Source organism: Providencia sp. PROV269, assembly GCF_028477785.1.
GTDB classification, from domain to species: domain Bacteria; phylum Pseudomonadota; class Gammaproteobacteria; order Enterobacterales; family Enterobacteriaceae; genus Providencia; species Providencia rettgeri.
Map to the genome: position 1 here is coordinate 457,017 of NZ_JAMPLV010000005.1, position 18,561 is coordinate 475,577.

The following is an 18,561-nucleotide window of genomic DNA, read 5'->3' on the forward strand; positions in this document are numbered from 1 at the left end:
TTCGTAAACCAACCGTTAACTGATATTCTAACATACTATGAGTAAAGCACACTTGACAGAAAAGAAGTTTTCCGACTTCGCATTGCACCCTAAAGTCATTGAAGCTCTGAATAAAAAAGGCTTCAATTTTTGCACGCCTATACAGGCGTCCACCTTGCCTTTTACTGTCGAAGGCAAAGACGTGGCGGGTCAAGCGCAAACAGGTACAGGTAAAACGTTAGCTTTTTTAACGTCTACATTTCATTATTTATTAACTCACCCAGCTATTGAGGGTAAAAAAGCGAACCAGCCTCGTGCACTAATCATGGCGCCGACACGCGAACTCGCAGTACAAATTTATTCGGATGCTAAAGAGCTAGCTGAGTACACTGGCCTGAAAATGGGGCTAGCATACGGTGGTGACGGCTATGATGAGCAACTTAAGGTTTTACAAAACGGTGTTGATATCCTCATTGGTACAACTGGCCGTTTAATCGACTACGCAAAACAAGGCCATGTCGACCTAAGTGCGATTCAGGTTGTGGTACTTGATGAAGCCGACCGCATGTATGACCTTGGATTTATTAAAGATATCCGCTGGATTTTCCGTCGTATGCCAGGTGCCGCAGAAAGGCTTAATTTGCTGTTTTCTGCAACTTTATCTTACCGAGTCAGAGAATTAGCCTTCGAACAAATGAACAACCCTGAATATGTTGAGGTCGAACCTTTGCAAAAAACAGGTCACCGTATCAAAGAAGAGCTATTTTACCCTTCTAATGAAGAAAAAATGCGCCTGCTCCAAACGCTCCTTGAAGAAGAGTGGCCAGAGCGTTGTATTATTTTCGCCAATACAAAACACCGTTGTGATGATATTTGGGCGCATTTAGCTGCCGATGGCCATCGTGTAGGTTTATTAACTGGCGATGTCGCACAGAAAAAACGACTGCGTATATTAGAGCAATTCACACAAGGCCATTTAGATATTTTAGTGGCAACTGATGTTGCAGCTCGTGGTTTACATATTCCATCAGTAACTCATGTATTTAACTACGACTTACCTGATGACTGCGAAGATTACGTACACCGTATTGGCCGTACGGGTCGTGCGGGTGAAAGTGGAAACTCAATTAGCTTAGCGTGTGAAGAATATTCACTTAACCTGCCTGCTATTGAAGAGTATATCCAACACTCAATCCCTGTTAGTAAATATAACAGTGATGCATTATTGAGTGATTTACCTGCGCCAAAACGCCGCCATCGCCCACGCCCTGGAGGCCCACGTCGTAATTCGAATTCGCAGCGTCGCCACAATGGCCCACGTAACAACCATAAACGTCCAGGCTGAGTAAAAACGATATGCTGAAATCTTCTTCTCTTTATGCCGCCATCGATTTAGGCTCAAACAGTTTTCATATGCTAGTCGTACGTGAAACTGCTGGTAGCATTCAGGTAATCTCTAGGGTTAAGCGCAAAGTTCGTCTTGCCGCAGGTTTAGACAACAACAACCTGCTTTCTGAGCAAGCAATGGAGCGAGGCTGGCAATGTTTACGCCTGTTTTCGGAACACTTACAAGATATTCCGAATACACAAATTCGTGTTGTCGCAACTGCGACTTTGCGTTTAGCTAAAAATGCCGATATTTTCATCGAAAAAGCCAGCCAAATTTTAGGAAACCCTGTAAAAGTTATTCAAGGAGAAGAAGAAGCTCGCTTAATTTATCAAGGTGTTGCACATACAACTGGCGGGCCAGACCAACGCTTAGTAGTTGATATTGGCGGAGGAAGTACTGAGCTCGTTACAGGTACAGGCGCAAAAGCGGAGCAACTCTATAGTCTTGAAATGGGTTGTGTAACTTGGCTTGAGCGCTACTTTGGCGATAGAAGTTTAACAGAAGAAAACTTCTCAGCAGCTCAAGCCGCTGCCCATAATGTCATCGCCCCTATTGCAGATGCACTTAAGACACATGGGTGGAAGATTTGTGTTGGTGCATCCGGCACCGTACAAGCGATTCAGGAAATCATGATTGCCCAAGGCATGGATGAACTGATCACACTTTCTAAATTACAACAGCTTAAGCGTAAAGCCATTCAATGCCAAAAACTTGAAGAGCTTGAAATTGATGGCCTAACCTTCGAACGTGCTCTTGTTTTTCCAAGCGGATTATCTATTTTGATCGCTATCTTTGAAGCATTAGAAATTGATAACATGACACTCGCTGGCGGAGCACTTCGTGAAGGGCTTGTCTATGGCATGCTACAGCTTCCTATTGAGCAGGATATTCGCGCTCGTACCGTTCGCAATATTCAGCGGCGCTTCCAAGTCGATATCGAACAAGCAAGCCGAGTTCGTCAACTTGCAGAATATTTTTATTTACAAGTCGCGAAAGATTGGGGCTTAGATACACGTTGTCGTGATTTACTATCCAGTGCATGCGCGTTACATGAAATTGGCTTGAGTGTTGATTTCCGTAAAGGCCCCGAGCACGCTAGCTACCTCATAACACACCTTGATTTACCTGGTTTTACCCCAGCTCAAAAGCGGTTACTTGCTGCATTATTGATAAACCAGCAAGGCCCTGTTGATTTAACGCCATTAAGCCAACAAAATGCGCTCCCTATGCAGCATGCATATAATTTATGTCGTTTACTTCGCCTTGCCATTATTTTTGCGAGCCGTAGACGTGATGACACCTTGCCAGCACTAAGGCTTAATGTGAATGCACAAAGGTTAACCATCACGCTGCCTTATCGTTGGTTATCCGATCACCCTCTACGAGCGGAAAATTTACAGCAAGAAGTTCAATGGCAGGGCTATGTAAATTGGGCTTTAGAGTTGGAAGAACGTAATAGTTCAAATTGATAATATTTTCCACACTAGACCTACTCTAGTGTGGAAATTCAATTAGTTGCGGTTACTCACTTTTTTTATTTAACCCTAAACGCGCTTTAATATCGGCTAAAGCTGATTGCCCCTTCTGCATACGTTCCTGCGCACTAACCACTTTACGCTGCTGCTCCCATTGTAAATCATCTTGAGGCAATTCAAGGAGAAAACGGCTTAATTCAGGACGGATCAATTCACCATATTGGCGACGCTCACGACAATGAGAAAAGAATAGCTCTCTTTGCGCCCGCGTAATTCCTACATAAGCTAAACGGCGTTCTTCATCAATATTGTTTTCATCAATACTACTTTGATGTGGTAGCAGCCCTTCCTCCATGCCAACCAAAAAAACATAAGGAAACTCAAGGCCTTTAGAGGCATGTAACGTCATGAGCTGAACTTGGTCTGATTCTTCATCATCCTCACCACGCTCCATCATATCGCGCAGCGTAAAACGTGTAACCACTTGGCTCAATGTCATTGGGTCATTGAGCTCATCGCCTTCAACCATTTCACTCATCCATGTGAATAGTTGGTTGACGTTTTTCATTCGCATTTCGGCAGCTTTAGTACTGGTCGACGTTTCATATAGCCAGCTTTCATAATCCATTTCACGCAGTAAGTCACGCACCGCAATTAAAGGCTCACGCTCCGACGTTCGTACAATACTGTCCATCCAATGAGTGAAACGCTGTAATGCTTCTAATCCTTTGCCTTTTAAGATTTGTTCAAGCCCTAAATCAAAGCTGGCTTGATATAAACTTTTACCCCGCTGGTTTGCCCACTCCCCAAGTTTTTGGATAGTTTTAGGGCCAATTTCTCGACGCGGAGTATTAACAATACGCAAGAATGCACTATCATCTTCGGGGTTAGTAAGCACTCGCAAATAAGCTAACAAGTCTTTGATTTCAGGGCGAGAGAAAAATGAAGTCCCCCCTGAAATCCGATACGGAATACGGTTTTGCATCAACATTTTTTCAAAAATACGTGATTGATGGTTGCCACGATACAAAATGGCGTAATCTTTATATTCCGTCTTATTAATAAAGTGATGTGCGATAAGCTCCCCAATCACTCTTTCAGCTTCATGATCTTCATTATTCGCGGTCAGGACTTTAAGTGGCGCTCCATACCCTAATTCAGAAAATAATTTTTTTTCAAATACATGAGGATTATTGGCAATTAAAATATTCGCCGCTTTTAAAATTCGTTCTGATGAGCGGTAATTCTGCTCAAGCTTAATGACATTTAATTTAGGGAAATCTTGATTCAATAAAACCAAGTTTTGTGGCCTTGCTCCACGCCATGAATAGATTGACTGATCGTCATCGCCCACAACCGTAAACCTTGCTCGCTGCCCCACAAGCAATTTAACCAACTGATATTGACTCGTATTGGTATCTTGGTACTCGTCCACCAGCAAGTAACGAATTTTTTGCTGCCAACGCTCGCGAACTTCTTCATTTTGGTATAACAACAAGGTAGGCTTGCTGATTAAATCGTCAAAATCCAGCACATTGCAACTTTTCAGATGAAGTTCATAGCGGCGATAACACTCCGCAAAGTGATGCTCTTTCTCACTCCGTGCTTGGCCTATCACTTGTTGTGGCGAGATAAGATCATTTTTCCAATTTGAGATCGCTGAGATCAATTGTTTGAGTAAGTCTTTATCCTCTTCCAATAAATCAAAGGTAAGTTCTTTCAATAATGCCATCTGATCTTGGTCGTCAAATAGCGAAAAATTGGCTTTAATACCCAGCGCTTTATATTCACGCTTAATGATTTCCAACCCTAATGTATGGAAGGTGGATATGATCAAACCGCGTGCTTCTTTTTTCCCCAAGGTTTGAGCCACGCGCTCTTTCATTTCCCGCGCCGCTTTATTGGTGAAAGTCACCGCTGCAATTTGTCGAGGCTGATAACCGCATTGGCGAATCAAATGCGCAATTTTATTCGTGATAACACGCGTTTTACCTGACCCAGCCCCGGCTAACACAAGGCATGGACCCTCTACATATTCAACTGCCTGCTGCTGGCTTGGGTTTAATCGCATGGTTTTCTACATCACTTAGTTATTCAAAAAGGAATTCGCTACAGATTGTAGCAGAAACCGACCCAACTCTTGAGCAACGATCTTCTCTATTTATAAAAAACAAAAAACCACATCATTCATCAGAAAGATGTGGTTTTGTTCTTTTTCTTTTATACCACCAATACATTTTTCTAAACTATTCGCGTTAGAGGAAGGCGGCAAAGGAGGCTATCCCAAGGAGCATACACGAGTATGTGACTTGGGTAACCGAGTGTAGCCAACGCACCTATCACGCGAAGAGCGACGAAAAATTAGGTTATCCCAAAGAGAATACACAAGTATGTGACTTGGGTAACCGAGTGCAGCCAACGCACCTATCACGCGAAGAGTGACGAAAAATGAGTTAGCCGACCGCAATCTTCTTCATATCCGTCATATAACCTCGTAACGTCTTACCGATTTTTTCAATCGGATGGTTACGGATAGCTTCGTTGATATCACGTAACTGTGCGTTATCAGTGCCATTATCTGCAACTGGCTTCGCTAAATCGCCCGCTTGTAATTTCGTCATGAATTCTTTCAGCATTGGCACAGCTGCAAATGAGAACAGATAGTTACCGTATTCTGCTGTGTCTGAAATAACCACGTTCATTTCATATAAACGCTTACGAGCAATGGTATTTGCAATCAGTGGTAACTCATGCAGGGACTCATAGTAAGCTGATTCTTCTAAGATACCCGCTTCTAACATCGTATCGAACGCTAATTCAACGCCCGCTTTAACCATAGCAACTAACAAAACACCGTGGTCAAAGTATTCTTGTTCGGCAATTTTCCCTTCATATTCAGGGTAATTTTCGAATGCCGTTTTGCCTGTCTCTTCACGCCATGTCAGCAAGTTTTTATCATCATTTGCCCAGTCTGCCATCATGGTTGCAGAAAATTCGCCTGAAATGATGTCATCCATATGTTTTTGGAACAATGGCGCCATGATAGTTTTCAGTTGTTCAGATAATGCATAAGCACGAACTTTTGCAGGGTTAGATAAACGGTCCATCATCAGCGTGATACCACCTTGTTTCAGCGCTTCGGTGATAGTTTCCCAACCAAACTGAATTAATTTACCTGCATAGCCTGGCTCAACACCGTCAGCAACCATTTTGTCATAGCTCAGTAATGCGCCTGCTTGTAACATACCACACAGAATAGTTTGCTCACCCATCAGGTCAGACTTAACCTCTGCAACAAACGAAGACTCCAGAACACCGGCACGGTGGCCACCAGTCGCTGCCGCCCATGCTTTAGCAATCGCCATCCCCTCACCTTTCGGGTCATTCTCTGGGTGTACTGCAATCAGAGTTGGAACACCAAAACCACGCTTGTATTCTTCACGAACTTCGGTACCTGGGCATTTTGGCGCTACCATCACAACAGTAATGTCTTTACGAATTTCTTCACCAACTTCAACAATGTTGAATCCATGTGAATAACCCAGTGCTGCACCTTGTTTCATCATAGGCTGAACAGCGCGAACAACGGCTGAATGCTGTTTGTCCGGCGTTAAGTTAACAACCAAATCAGCGGTAGGGATCAATTCTTCATAAGTGCCAACTTTGAAGCCATTTTCTGTCGCTTTACGCCATGAAGCACGTTTCTCTGCAATTGCTTCATCACGTAATGCATAAGCAATATCTAAACCTGAGTCACGCATATTCAGGCCTTGGTTCAAACCTTGTGCCCCACAACCGACGATGACGATTTTTTTACCTTTCAGGAAACCCGCTTCATCCGCAAATTCTTCGCGCTGCATAAAACGGCACTTACCTAATTGAGCTAACTGCTCACGTAAATTCAATGTGTTAAAATAATTCGCCATTGTCATACTCCATTGTTCTGTTGTGTTCGTTATGTCAGACAGTCTGCCTGTCGCTCATTTTTGAGCGTTTATGGATTTACTATATGCGATGTTTCGCATTGCTTAAATTGATATATTAACAATACAATGTTGCAATATCTGCAACATCATTAATTATGTTATTAGAGGGCAAAATGGACATTCGTGATCTCAAGCTTTTTTTGCATTTAGCACAAAGTTGCCACTTCGGGCGCACATCTAAAGCGATGCATGTCAGCCCTTCCACATTGTCTCGCCAAATACAACGCCTCGAAGAACAGCTTGGTCATCCGCTATTTGTGCGCGATAACCGCTCAGTTAAATTGACCCAAGCAGGAGAGCACCTTAAGCAATTTGCCCAACAAACATTATTGCAATATCAACAACTACAACATGCTCTCAATCAGCAAAGCCCATCACTTAGTGGAGAACTGCATCTTTTTTGCTCAGTTACGGCAGCTTATAGTCATTTACCCGAAGTTTTAGACAAATTCCGTGCGCTACATCCACTAGTTGAAATTAAACTCACGACAGGTGACGCAGCTGATGCCGTTGAAAAAGTGGAAACTCATGAGGCTGATCTTGGTATTGCAGGGAAACCCGAGCGCTTACCCGATAACGTCCGTTTTGCAAAAATCGGCGAAATCCCTCTCGTTTTGATTGCCCCATCACTACCCTGTGCAGTACGAAGCATGGTAACAGAGGCTGAACCTGATTGGTCTACCGTCCCTTTTATCCTACCTGAGCACGGCCCATCCCGTAAACGTATCGAGCTCTGGTTCCGTCGCCATAATATCAATAACCCTGTCATTTATGCGACGGTCTCAGGCCATGAAGCTATTGTATCAATGGTCGCTTTGGGGTGCGGTATCGCCTTAATTCCCAGTGTGGTTGTTGATAACAGCCCAGAACCCGTACGCAGCCGTATTTCACAGCTCGATAATATTTCAATGGTAGAACCTTTTGAGCTCGGCGTTTGCCTATTAAGCAAACGCCTGAGTGAACCATTAATTAAAGCGTTTTGGGAGTTACTCCCAGACAATTCAATCTAAAGTTCTTTGGTTATCTTGTGGTGCTAAGAAAAAACGGAAAGAGGGGTTTCCTGTTTCATCATGATATTCATAACCTAGCGCATCAAGATGCCTATCAAAACGCACTTCTGGCCCAGCCAGTTCAAATGCCGCCAGCACACGTCCATAATCTGTACCATGGCTACGGTAATGAAATAACGTTATATTCCAATGAGTCCCTAGGGTTTCTAGGAATCTCAACAATGCACCTGGAGACTCTGGAAATTCAAAGCTATATAACCTTTCGTCTAATGGCTTTGATGGACGCCCACCAATCATATAACGCACATGAAGTTTTGCCATTTCATCATCTGATAAATCATCGACTTCATAGCCGTGACTTCTAAGCTCTTGGATAATCTCCGAGCGCTCGCCATCACGGCCACTTAAACGCACCCCAACAAAAATACATGCGCGTTCAGGGTCCGCATCCGTATAGCGATAATTAAACTCCGTAATGGCTCGATGGCCTAATAACTGGCAAAAACGTAAGAAACTGCCTTTTTGCTCAGGAATGGTTACTGCGAGTAAAGCTTCTCGTTGTTCACCAATTTCACAGCGTTCAGAAACATAACGCAGCCCATGGAAATTCATATTCGCACCGGACAAAATATGCGCTAAACGTTCACCTTTAATGTTATGCTGCTGTACGTATTTTTTTAATCCGGCCAATGCTAAAGCGCCCGAAGGCTCTGCTATCGCGCGAACATCTTCAAAAATATCTTTCAATGCAGCACAAATGGAATCACTATCAACAGTGATAACATCGTCAACATACTGCTGGCACAACCTGAAGGTTTCATCTCCAATACGCTTTACTGCCACCCCTTCTGCGAATAGGCCAACACGTGGTAAATCAACAGGATGCCCAGCCTCTAACGCGGCTTTTAAACAAGCGGCATCTTCAGACTCCACACCAATGATTTTAATTTCAGGCATTAACTGCTTAATAATCACAGCAACGCCCGCAATTAACCCACCGCCTCCTACAGGAATAAAAATTCGATCTAAATGCACATCCTGTTGCAATAGCTCGAGAGCTATCGTAGCTTGCCCCGCAATCACTGAAGGGTGGTCAAAAGGTGGAACGAAGGTATAGCCATCCTCTGCGGCCATTGCAATGGCTTTCGCTTTCGCTTCATCAAAATTAGCGCCATGTAAAATAGCTTCACCACCAAAGCTTCGTACTGCATCCACTTTGATATCCGCTGTCGCAACTGGCATGACTATTTTTGCTTTCACACCAACACGATTTGCTGATAACGCAACGCCTTGAGCATGGTTCCCCGCAGAAGCTGTCACCACACCTTTGCTTTTTTGCTCTTCGGTTAAACTCGCAATCATGGCGTAAGCCCCACGAAGCTTAAAGCTATGTACTGGCTGCCTATCTTCACGCTTGACTAAAATGGTATTCCCCAAGCGTGAAGATATTTTATCCATCTGTTGAAGAGGCGTTACTTGCGCAGCTTCATAAACCGGCGCACTCAGCGCCGCTTTTAAGTAATCTGCTCCGGTTGGGGCAACCGGTAATGGTTTTGCTGCTGCCACAATCAGCCCCCTAATTTCGACTTGTCACGAACAGCACCTTTGTCTGCACTCGTCGCCAATGAAGCATAAGCGCGCAGAGCAAAAGAAACCTCACGCTGACGATTACGTGGGGTATAAGCTTTATCACCTCGAGCTAATTCCGCTTCACGGCGCTGACTCAATTCGCTTTCACTCACATCCAGCACCATCGTTCTTTTTGGAATATCGATATCAATAATATCGCCATCTTGAACTAATGCGAGTAAGCCACCACTCGCTGCTTCTGGTGAAATATGACCAATAGAAAGCCCTGAGCTACCGCCAGAGAAGCGACCATCTGTTATCAATGCACAGCTTTTGCCTAATCCCATTGATTTCAGGTATGAGGTTGGGTACAGCATTTCTTGCATGCCCGGCCCCCCCTTAGGCCCTTCATAGCGAATAACAACCACATCGCCTTCAACGACTTTGCCACCCAGAATAGCTTCTACTGCGTCATCTTGGCTTTCAAAGACTTTGGCAGGGCCACGGAATGTTAAACTGCCTTCATCAACTCCAGCGGTTTTAACAATACAGCCATCTTCTGCAATATTTCCAGACAGGACTGCCAGCCCCCCATCCAAACTATATGCATGCTCAATACTACGGATACACCCATTCTCACGGTCAGTATCCAATGACGGCCAGCGGCAATTTTGTGAAAAGGCTTTTGTCGTGCGGATACCGGCAGGGCCCGCGGAAAACATCGATTTAACGGCCTCATCCTTTGTTAACATCACATCATATTGCGCTAATGTTTCTTGGAAGCTCAGACCTAAAATATTCGTCACGTTTTCTTGCAATAAACCTGCACGGCTCAGTTCACCTAAAATACCGATGACACCACCAGCACGGTGAACATCTTCCATATGGTATTTTTGTGTACTCGGTGCAACCTTACACAAATGTGGGACTTTACGTGATAAACGGTCGATATCATCCATGGTGAAATCGATCTCTGCTTCTTGAGCTGCTGCAAGTAAATGCAGGACTGTGTTAGTTGAACCACCCATGGCAATATCCAACGTCATCGCATTTTCAAATGCAGATTTATTAGCGATATTGCGTGGTAACGCACTTTCATCATCTTGTTCGTAATAGCGTTTGGTTAATTCAACAATGCGCTTACCTGCATTGATAAATAAAGTTTCGCGGTCTGCGTGAGTCGCTAACAATGAGCCATTTCCTGGCTGAGATAACCCAAGCGCCTCAGTTAAGCAGTTCATTGAGTTTGCAGTAAACATTCCTGAGCAAGAGCCACACGTTGGGCATGCTGAACGTTCTATTTGCTCACTATCTGCATCACTCACATTAGGGTTAGCCCCTTGAATCATGGCATCAACTAAATCGAGCTTGATGATTTGATCTGAAAGCTTGGTTTTACCTGCTTCCATTGGACCGCCCGAAACAAAAATAACCGGAATATTCAGACGTAATGACGCCATCAACATGCCTGGGGTGATTTTATCGCAGTTTGAAATACACACCATGGCATCCGCACAGTGTGCGTTCACCATATATTCAACAGAATCCGCAATTAATTCACGGGAAGGTAAGGAATACAACATTCCGCCATGTCCCATGGCAATCCCATCATCAACAGCGATTGTATTAAACTCTTTCGCAACACCACCTGCATTTTCAATTTGCTCTGCAACTAATTTGCCTAAATCACGTAAATGTACGTGGCCTGGAACAAACTGTGTGAATGAGTTAACAACAGCAATAATGGGCTTTCCAAAATCAGCATCGGTCATGCCTGTTGCACGCCATAATGCACGAGCCCCAGCCATATTACGACCATGAGTTGTTGTTGCTGAACGGTACTTAGGCATATCTTTAACTCCCGTGTTTAAAACAGGCGGGGAACGTCCGCCTGTAACATCTATTTAAATTTAATTATTAAGGGTTTACTGGATCTAACCAGCCCCATTTATCTTCTGTTGTACCATCAAATAAGCCAAAGAATGCCTGCTGAATTTGCTTGGTTACTGGGCCACAACGGCCAATGCCAACTTGGATACCATCAACACTACGAACCGGAGTGATCTCTGCAGCGGTTCCTGTCATGAAGACTTCATCAGCAAGATAGAGAGATTCACGTGATAGTGTTTGCTCACGTACTTCGATACCCAAATCTTTTGCTAAAGTTAAAATCGCATCACGCGTAATACCTGGTAATGCAGATGATGTGAACGGAGGTGTATACAGGATGCCATCTTTCACCTCAAAAATATTTTCCCCAGCACCTTCGGAGAGATATCCGTGAACATCTAATGCAATACCTTCTTGGTAACCATGGCGACGAGCTTCGCTACCAACTAGTAGAGAAGATAAATAGTTGCCACCTGCTTTTGCCCCTGTAGGAATGGTGTTTGGTGCAACACGATTCCAAGAAGAGACCATCGCATCAATACCTTGGTCTAACGCTTCTTCACCTAAATACGCTCCCCATGGAAAAGCAGCTAAAATCACATCGGTGTTATAACCGTCTGGAGGGTTAACACCCATACCAACATCACCAATAAACACTAATGGACGAATATACGCACTGACTAAGTTATTTTTACGCAGAGTTGCACGACATGCTTCCATTAACTCTTCCACGCTGTAGCTGACAGGCATACGGTAAATTTTTGCTGAATCATGCAAACGTTGCATATGCTCACGGTGGCGGAAGACCACAGGACCTTTGTGCGAGTCATAACAACGGACACCTTCAAACACTGATGTACCATAGTGCAGAGCATGAGACATAACATGAACCTTTGCATCAGCCCATGGCGTCATTTCACCGTTAAACCAAATAAAGTCAGCTTTCTTAGTCATTTGTATATTCCTTACATTGCACTTTGTGTGCGTAATAGTCGTGATTCTTGTTGTAGTACTTCAACTTCTGTAATGTCCGAAAGCTTGGTTAACTGTGCACAAAGCTGGGTTAATGGCCTTTGACTACTTACAGTAAGTTCAATATTAACATTGTCGCCGTCTGTCGATTGTCCCATATTCATGGCATTAATACGAAATCCACGATGGCGAGTGACCCTTAATATACGCTCTAAAACCTCAGGACGGAAACGGGCCAATATCGAGATTTGGTGTTGCATCATAATGGTTTCTCCATCATTTTTTCATTACTAGCCCCAGGCGGAACCAACGGCCAGACGTTTTCTAGTTCATTAATTGATACCTGTAATAAATAGGCACCTTCGCTATTAAGTAATTCATCTAATGCCGCATTAACTTCCGACTTATCTGTGATCCGTTGGCCTTTAATACCAAACGCGCTGGCTAATGCCACAAAATCAGGGTTGTCTGTTAAAATAGTTTCGCTATAACGCTGTTCGAAAAACAGTTCTTGCCACTGGCGAACCATGCCTAAGCGCTGGTTATCGATTAAAAGAATTTTTACAGGAAGTTGCTTACGTTTGATGGTTCCCAGCTCTTGGACATTCATCATGAATGAGCCATCTCCTGATACACAAACAACCGTATCTTCAGGCCTAGCAACCTGTGCTCCAATTGCCGCAGGGATACCAAACCCCATGGTTCCAAGCCCACTTGAGGTTAAGAAATTTTCAGGGCCATCAACGGTGATATGTTGTGCTGACCACATTTGGTGTTGCCCTACATCGGTAGTAACAACCGTATTTGGCTGCATTTTATCCGACAGTTGTTTCAGTAACAGTGGTGCATAAATAGGCTCACCAGGATGGTCATAACGCCAACCGAATTCTTTTTTAAGTTGCTGAACTTCCTGCTGCCAAGGTGCTATTGATTTTTTAAGCATTAATTCAGGTAGTAATACTTTTGCATCACCATGCAACGCAACATGCGTTTGACGTAATTTGTCCAATTCTACGTGGTCTATATCGATATGAATCACTTTGGCGTTCGGTGCAAAAGTATTTAACTTACCTGTTACCCTATCATCAAAACGAGCACCAACAGCGATGAGTAAGTCACAGCGCTGCACAGAAATATTGGCCGCTTTAGTACCGTGCATACCTAACATGCCTAAATAGTTTTCATCTAAAGGGCTCACAGCACCAAGCCCTTTTAATGTTGCAACTGAAGGAATACCTGTAAACTCAATAAATTCGCGTAATTCTTTTACGGCACCTGACATTCCAACACCGCCACCAACGTACAACATAGGCTTTTCTGATTGTTCTAATAGCATTCTTGCCTGTTGGATTTCTGATAAAGGTGACGTGACTTCTTGCTCTACCGGCATTAAAAACGGAGACAACTCAGCGTGTTGTAGCTGAATATCTTTCGGAATATCAATCAGTACAGGGCCTGGTCGCCCACTATTTGCGATTGCGAAAGCCTCAGCAAGAATGCGAGGTAAATCCTCGATGTCTTCAACCAAAAAACTGTGCTTAGTACAAGCTAAAGATAACCCTAAGACATCGATTTCTTGAAAGGCATCGGTTCCGATAAATTCAGAAGCGACTTGACCGGTAATGGCGACAACAGGAACAGAGTCTAATAATGCATCCGCTAGCCCCGTGATAACATTTGTTGCGCCAGGCCCAGATGTTGCAATACACACCCCTGTCTTTCCTGTTGATCGTGCATAACCAATTGCCGCGATTACAGCTCCTTGCTCATGTCGACACAACAAATGCTCAACTCCACCATCATACAATGCGTCATAAACTGGCATAATTGCGCCACCAGGATACCCAAATACGGTATCAACTCCCTGTGTTCGCAATGCTTGAACTAACCATTGTGCTCCGTTCATGCTTTATCTCCTGTCTGTCTACTTTATCTATTTGTATTTGTTATGTTTTATTTAGTGTGCTTGCATCAATCAACATTTATGTCAAAAAAAACCCCGCGCCTTTCGGTGCGGGGTTCTCGTGAGATCTGGCTGTTATTTTAGCCTTCGTCGTCCAAGTGCAGCCCCGCACGGTGGGATAATAATCACCACCACGCTGATAATAATTAGGCTAACTGCTTGGATAAATGCGTTCATGTGTTTTACTTTTTCAATATTCTTAATCATCTATTATTTAGAGTTATCATTTTAAAGGCGTTTTGACAACTTTTATTTAATTTATTTATTTTCAAAACATTAAATTACTTTAAAATCATATAATAACAATGAAATTAGCATTATAAACTACTTAAATAGCCATTCCTCAGTAAAATTCAATAGAATACATAGCATAATCAGCTACATCATCCATATTAGTCATTTGGCACCATTAAAACTCACCCCACATAACTAATTACTTTTTCTTATGCATAACCAAGCTCGGCACAGTATCCTCGCTTCATAAAACTAACACAATCCCAGTTATAACCTAGCTTCGAAGCCACTCGTAGTAAATTGAAACAACTCAGTAACTAAGTAATTAAATTATCGATCGGCTTCGCAAACATGTTATCTATTCAAGATAAATCAAATTATTTTTAGCAGAATATTACTCTGTAAATAATATTGGAGGGCTCATGACATTAGCGATTGTTTACACTAGAGCATCAATTGGGTTAGAAGCACCTCTTGTTACTGTTGAAGCACATATTAGTAATGGGCTCCCAGGTTTAACACTCGTTGGGCTACCAGAAACGGCCGTAAAAGAAGCAAGAGATAGAGTTCGAAGCGCTCTACTAAATAGCGGATTTGAATATCCAGCTAAAAAAATGACGGTTAATTTAGCTCCAGCTGACTTACCAAAAGAAAGTGGTCGGTATGATCTTGCAATCGCGATTGCCATACTCGCATCATCAGGACAGCTCCCCCACGAGCCATTAAAACAGTATGAATTTTTAGGTGAACTTGCTTTATCTGGCGATGTTCGCTATGTCAGCAGTGCTATTCCTGCCGCCCAATCAGCATTAAAACAACAACGCTCCTTAATACTATCTATGGAGAATCAACATCAATTAGGCCTACTCCCAGATAATAGCGTTTATTTCGCAACATCCTTATTGGAGCTTTGTCATTTTTTACATAACAAAAACACATTGCTTTGTAATCAACAAATTCACCAAGCACCTCTCTCAATCAAGCAAGAAGGTGATATTAACGATATCATTGGCCAAGAACATGGTAAACGAGCATTAGAAATCTGTGCCGCTGGTGGGCATAATTTACTCTTATTGGGTCCGCCAGGAACAGGAAAAACGATGTTAGCCAGTCGGCTAATGACTTTACTTCCCCCATTAACCTCTCAGGAAGCGTTAGAAGTTGCTTCATTACATAGCTTGAGTGAAAATACAAAAGAAAACATGAATTGGCCGATAAGGCCTTTTAGAGCGCCCCATCATAGCGCATCAATTGCAGCTTTAATTGGAGGTGGCTCTCTTCCCAAGCCTGGCGAGATCTCACTTGCACATCACGGTGTTTTATTTTTAGATGAATTACCAGAATTTAGCCGCTCAGTACTCGATTCTTTACGAGAACCACTAGAATCCCGAAAAATTAGTATTTCTCGAGCAAAAGCAAAAGTTTGCTATCCCGCTAGTTTTCAGTTAGTTGCAGCTCTAAACCCTAGCCCAACAGGTCATTACCAAGGAGAAATGAGTCGTTCAGCTCCTTCCCGTATCCTACGTTACCTTTCACGCATATCAGGGCCTTTTATTGACCGGTTTGATCTCTCTATAGAAATTCCATTGTTACCTCTCGGTTCATTGAGTAGCCAAACCAATCAAGGTGAAACAAGTGAACACGTCAGACAAAGAGTTATCGAAGCCAGAAATAGGCAACTTAGGCGAGCCGGAAAAATTAATAGTTTACTAACGCCAAGAGAAACCACACAATTTTGCCTACTAACCGCAAAAGATGCATTATTCTTAGAACATGCATTAAATAAGTTAGGTCTTTCCATCCGAGCTTGGCACAGAATATTAAGAGTTGCCAGAACAATAGCCGACCTTAATGCCGCAGAAACTATTGAGCGTTCTGATTTATTAGAAGCTCTAGGGTATCGAGCGATGGATAAGTTATTGCTTCATTTGCAAAAACAAGTAAGCTGAGAAGAATGGACAGATAACTACTTTATTATCTCGTAAAAATAAAGGGACCGTAGTCCCTCTTATCATACGATGATGATATTAATCATCTGTATCAGTGTAGTCTTCCGATGGATCTATCTGCGGTTTACCGCCAGATAAAGTATGGAAGCGTTTTGGACGGTTAATACGGCTAGAATATTTTGCCCAAACTTTTTCTTCTGGGGTAGCAGGTTCACGCTCACCACGGCATACAGCGACGAAAAGTTTTTCTTCTTCTGTTTGAGGTTCGCGTTTACCTATATCAAGCTCATTAAAAGCTTGGCCGAGACGTTCTAGCAACTGAGCTTCTTTGATGGTGAAATCACCATGACGAGAAAAGCCACGTGGGTAATGTTTATTATCAAAAAAACGATTAGTCGTGATGAAGCTATCTGCCATCTGACACACTCCTAACTTATTACAGTCAAACTCTATATGGCGCGGAGTATTAGACAGCATTGACAATCTGTAAAACAAAACATTTAAATCATCACGACAAAAATAATTGGAGATGCATGTGGACAGCGAGTTATTGAGAACTTTTTTAGAGGTCAGTAAGACTAGGCACTTCGGTAGAGCCGCAGAATCACTCTATTTAACACAATCAGCAGTTAGCTTTCGTATTAGACAATTAGAAACACAGCTAGGTACAAGCTTATTTACAAGGCATAGAAACAATATCCGGTTAACAGCCGCGGGAGAAAGGCTTGTTCCATATGCCGAATCGTTAATGAATACCTGGTTGCAAGCTAAAAAAGAAATATCTCATGCCTCACAACACACTGAGCTTTCTATTGGTGCAACAGCTTCACTTTGGGAAGGTTATCTAACTGACTGGGTAGAAGAACTTTATAATCAACATGATGAACTGCGGCTCGAAGCTAGGGTTTCAACGCGCCAGTCTCTTGTTAAGCAACTACATTCTAGAGAATTAGACTTATTAATCGCAACTGAACCCCCAAAAATGGATGAGTTTGAAAGCACTATCATCGGTACGATTGATTTACAGCTTATGGCTTCCCAAAAAAATATTGCATTAACAAAATATAATTTTATAAAGCTAGAGTGGGGGGTTGATTTCCATCCCAAAAATGAACCATCACTAACCCAAGATGATACACCCGTAATGATCACGACCTCTGCCCATATTACCCGCCAATTACTTCCTGTATCGCTTTCAGCGGCATTTTTACCTGCTCATTGGGTATATCAATATCCAGGCCTAAAAACGCTCTCAGAAACCTCAATAAACAAACCTTTGTATGCAGTCTGGCTCCAAAAAAACGATCAGCAAGCTCTTATCAATCAACTGATTAAAACGCCAATAAAAAATGCACAGTTAAGTGAACAATAAAAGAAGAAGGTGAGTAACAGAATTCACTCACCTTCCTACTACTTTATAAACAAACTATGTTCCACTGCACAATGTTCTTAATTGATGCTTCTTTTTATCTTTTAATAAGATATACCAATCACGAATAACTCATCGGCATTTATTTATACAATATAAACAAAATAATTTTTTGAGATTAATAAAGCTAAACCAGCAATTCTCGGTATACGACATTTATCTAAATTAAAGATTGAGCGCATTAAAATACCTTTCAACCCACAAATACTATTGAAAAACATAAAGTAGCAAGTAACAACTTACTCATTAGGTGAAAATGCATATAAGCTGATGAAAATAAAAGAGAAGGTAGTTTGGAGGGAAATTAGGTAATATCATCAATACATTTGAGTGGTAAATGTAATTAAAAGGTATAAACAGTAAGTAATAACTCGCCTATTTTTAGTATTAATAAAGAACATCAAAAGATTGGATGAGAGAAAAATAAATCAGGGAGCTTATTTCTTGCATTTAAAGTGATGAATACAATTGAAGTATATAAAACAGTGGGATAGTAGATTAGCTAAGATCAAATGAAAATTAGCAAATAGGGGAAAAGTAACTCTATATTTGCTATTAGATAAATAAAGAAAAACCCGATTAAGCTAATCGGGTTATCAATAGATACTTCTTTTATTATTACTTAATTGGTAACTGGCAGGGGCGGAGAGACTCGAACTCCCAACACCCGGTTTTGGAGACCGGTGCTCTACCAATTGAACTACGCCCCTAAATT

The 18,561-nt window shown here is 42.4% G+C and carries 15 protein-coding genes and 1 tRNA gene; 6 read left to right on the top strand and 10 right to left on the bottom strand.

The annotated features are described in order from the left end of the window. Nucleotides 1-37 precede the first annotated feature (37 nt). Together rhlB and gppA are read left to right on the top strand one after the other, a co-directional pair. Nucleotides 38-1,324: an ATP-dependent RNA helicase RhlB gene (rhlB, locus tag PR683_RS10135; RefSeq protein ID WP_004907274.1), complete on the top strand. Its 1,287-nt coding sequence runs from the start codon at nt 38-40 to the stop codon at nt 1,322-1,324. A gap of 11 nt (nt 1,325-1,335) precedes the next feature. After that, nucleotides 1,336-2,838, top strand: coding sequence for a guanosine-5'-triphosphate,3'-diphosphate diphosphatase (gene gppA / locus PR683_RS10140; protein WP_004907271.1), 1,503 nt, complete (start codon nt 1,336-1,338; stop codon nt 2,836-2,838). A gap of 52 nt (nt 2,839-2,890) precedes the next feature. Here the strand turns inward: gppA and rep are convergent, their stop codons facing one another. After that, nucleotides 2,891-4,915 (bottom strand): DNA helicase Rep, encoded by a 2,025-nt coding sequence (gene rep, locus PR683_RS10145; protein ID WP_109912167.1) that lies wholly within the window; start codon nt 4,913-4,915, stop codon nt 2,891-2,893. Nucleotides 4,916-5,148: 233 nt separating this feature from the next. On the opposite strand from rep, the gene PR683_RS10150 reads away from it, so the two are divergent. Beyond that, a complete protein-coding gene (locus PR683_RS10150; RefSeq protein WP_196718318.1) occupies nt 5,149-5,286 on the top strand; it encodes a hypothetical protein in 138 nt (45 codons plus the stop codon). An 11-nt stretch (nt 5,287-5,297) separates the two neighbouring features. Here PR683_RS10150 and ilvC read toward each other — a convergent pair whose 3' ends face one another. After that, entirely contained in the window at nt 5,298-6,770 is a 1,473-nt protein-coding gene (gene ilvC, locus PR683_RS10155; RefSeq protein ID WP_004907263.1) for a ketol-acid reductoisomerase, read from the bottom strand. A gap of 173 nt (nt 6,771-6,943) precedes the next feature. Between ilvC and ilvY the strand changes: the two genes are divergently transcribed. After that, a complete protein-coding gene (ilvY, locus tag PR683_RS10160) occupies nt 6,944-7,840 on the top strand; it encodes an HTH-type transcriptional activator IlvY (protein WP_004906122.1) in 897 nt (298 codons plus the stop codon). On the opposite strand, the gene ilvA is transcribed toward ilvY, so the two are convergent. The 6 genes from ilvA to ilvL form a co-directional block, all read right to left on the bottom strand. Then, nucleotides 7,832-9,406: a threonine ammonia-lyase, biosynthetic gene (gene ilvA, locus PR683_RS10165; protein ID WP_110731572.1), complete on the bottom strand. Its 1,575-nt coding sequence runs from the start codon at nt 9,404-9,406 to the stop codon at nt 7,832-7,834. The two genes, ilvY and ilvA, sit on opposite strands and share 9 nt — an antisense overlap. Before the next feature lie 2 nt (nt 9,407-9,408). Then, nucleotides 9,409-11,259, bottom strand: a complete 1,851-nt coding sequence (gene ilvD / locus PR683_RS10170; protein WP_123382184.1) for a dihydroxy-acid dehydratase — start codon at nt 11,257-11,259, stop codon at nt 9,409-9,411. Nucleotides 11,260-11,326: 67 nt separating this feature from the next. After that, nucleotides 11,327-12,253, bottom strand: a complete 927-nt coding sequence (locus PR683_RS10175; protein WP_004907252.1) for a branched-chain amino acid transaminase — start codon at nt 12,251-12,253, stop codon at nt 11,327-11,329. An 11-nt stretch (nt 12,254-12,264) separates the two neighbouring features. Further along, nucleotides 12,265-12,534, bottom strand: coding sequence for an acetolactate synthase 2 small subunit (gene ilvM / locus PR683_RS10180; protein WP_004907250.1), 270 nt, complete (start codon nt 12,532-12,534; stop codon nt 12,265-12,267). Continuing rightward, nucleotides 12,531-14,177, bottom strand: a complete 1,647-nt coding sequence (gene ilvG, locus PR683_RS10185; RefSeq protein ID WP_004907245.1) for an acetolactate synthase 2 catalytic subunit — start codon at nt 14,175-14,177, stop codon at nt 12,531-12,533. Before ilvG ends, ilvM begins: the two co-directional genes overlap by 4 nt. A 132-nt stretch (nt 14,178-14,309) precedes the next feature. Further along, nucleotides 14,310-14,411, bottom strand: a complete 102-nt coding sequence (ilvL, locus tag PR683_RS10190; RefSeq protein ID WP_071524553.1) for an ilv operon leader peptide — start codon at nt 14,409-14,411, stop codon at nt 14,310-14,312. Between the two features lie 479 nt (nt 14,412-14,890). On the opposite strand from ilvL, the gene PR683_RS10195 reads away from it, so the two are divergent. After that, on the top strand, nt 14,891-16,417 hold the full coding sequence (locus PR683_RS10195) for a YifB family Mg chelatase-like AAA ATPase (protein WP_196718319.1): 1,527 nt from the start codon (nt 14,891-14,893) through the stop codon (nt 16,415-16,417). Between the two features lie 78 nt (nt 16,418-16,495). Here the strand turns inward: PR683_RS10195 and PR683_RS10200 are convergent, their stop codons facing one another. Further along, a complete protein-coding gene (locus PR683_RS10200) occupies nt 16,496-16,834 on the bottom strand; it encodes a DUF413 domain-containing protein (protein ID WP_004907240.1) in 339 nt (112 codons plus the stop codon). A gap of 112 nt (nt 16,835-16,946) precedes the next feature. Here PR683_RS10200 and hdfR point away from each other — a divergent pair, with 112 nt between their 5' ends. Further along, a complete protein-coding gene (gene hdfR, locus PR683_RS10205) occupies nt 16,947-17,789 on the top strand; it encodes an HTH-type transcriptional regulator HdfR (protein WP_042851484.1) in 843 nt (280 codons plus the stop codon). Between the two features lie 691 nt (nt 17,790-18,480). Here the strand turns inward: hdfR and PR683_RS10210 are convergent. Further along, nucleotides 18,481-18,556, bottom strand: a tRNA-Trp gene (locus tag PR683_RS10210). Nucleotides 18,557-18,561: the final 5 nt, after the last annotated feature.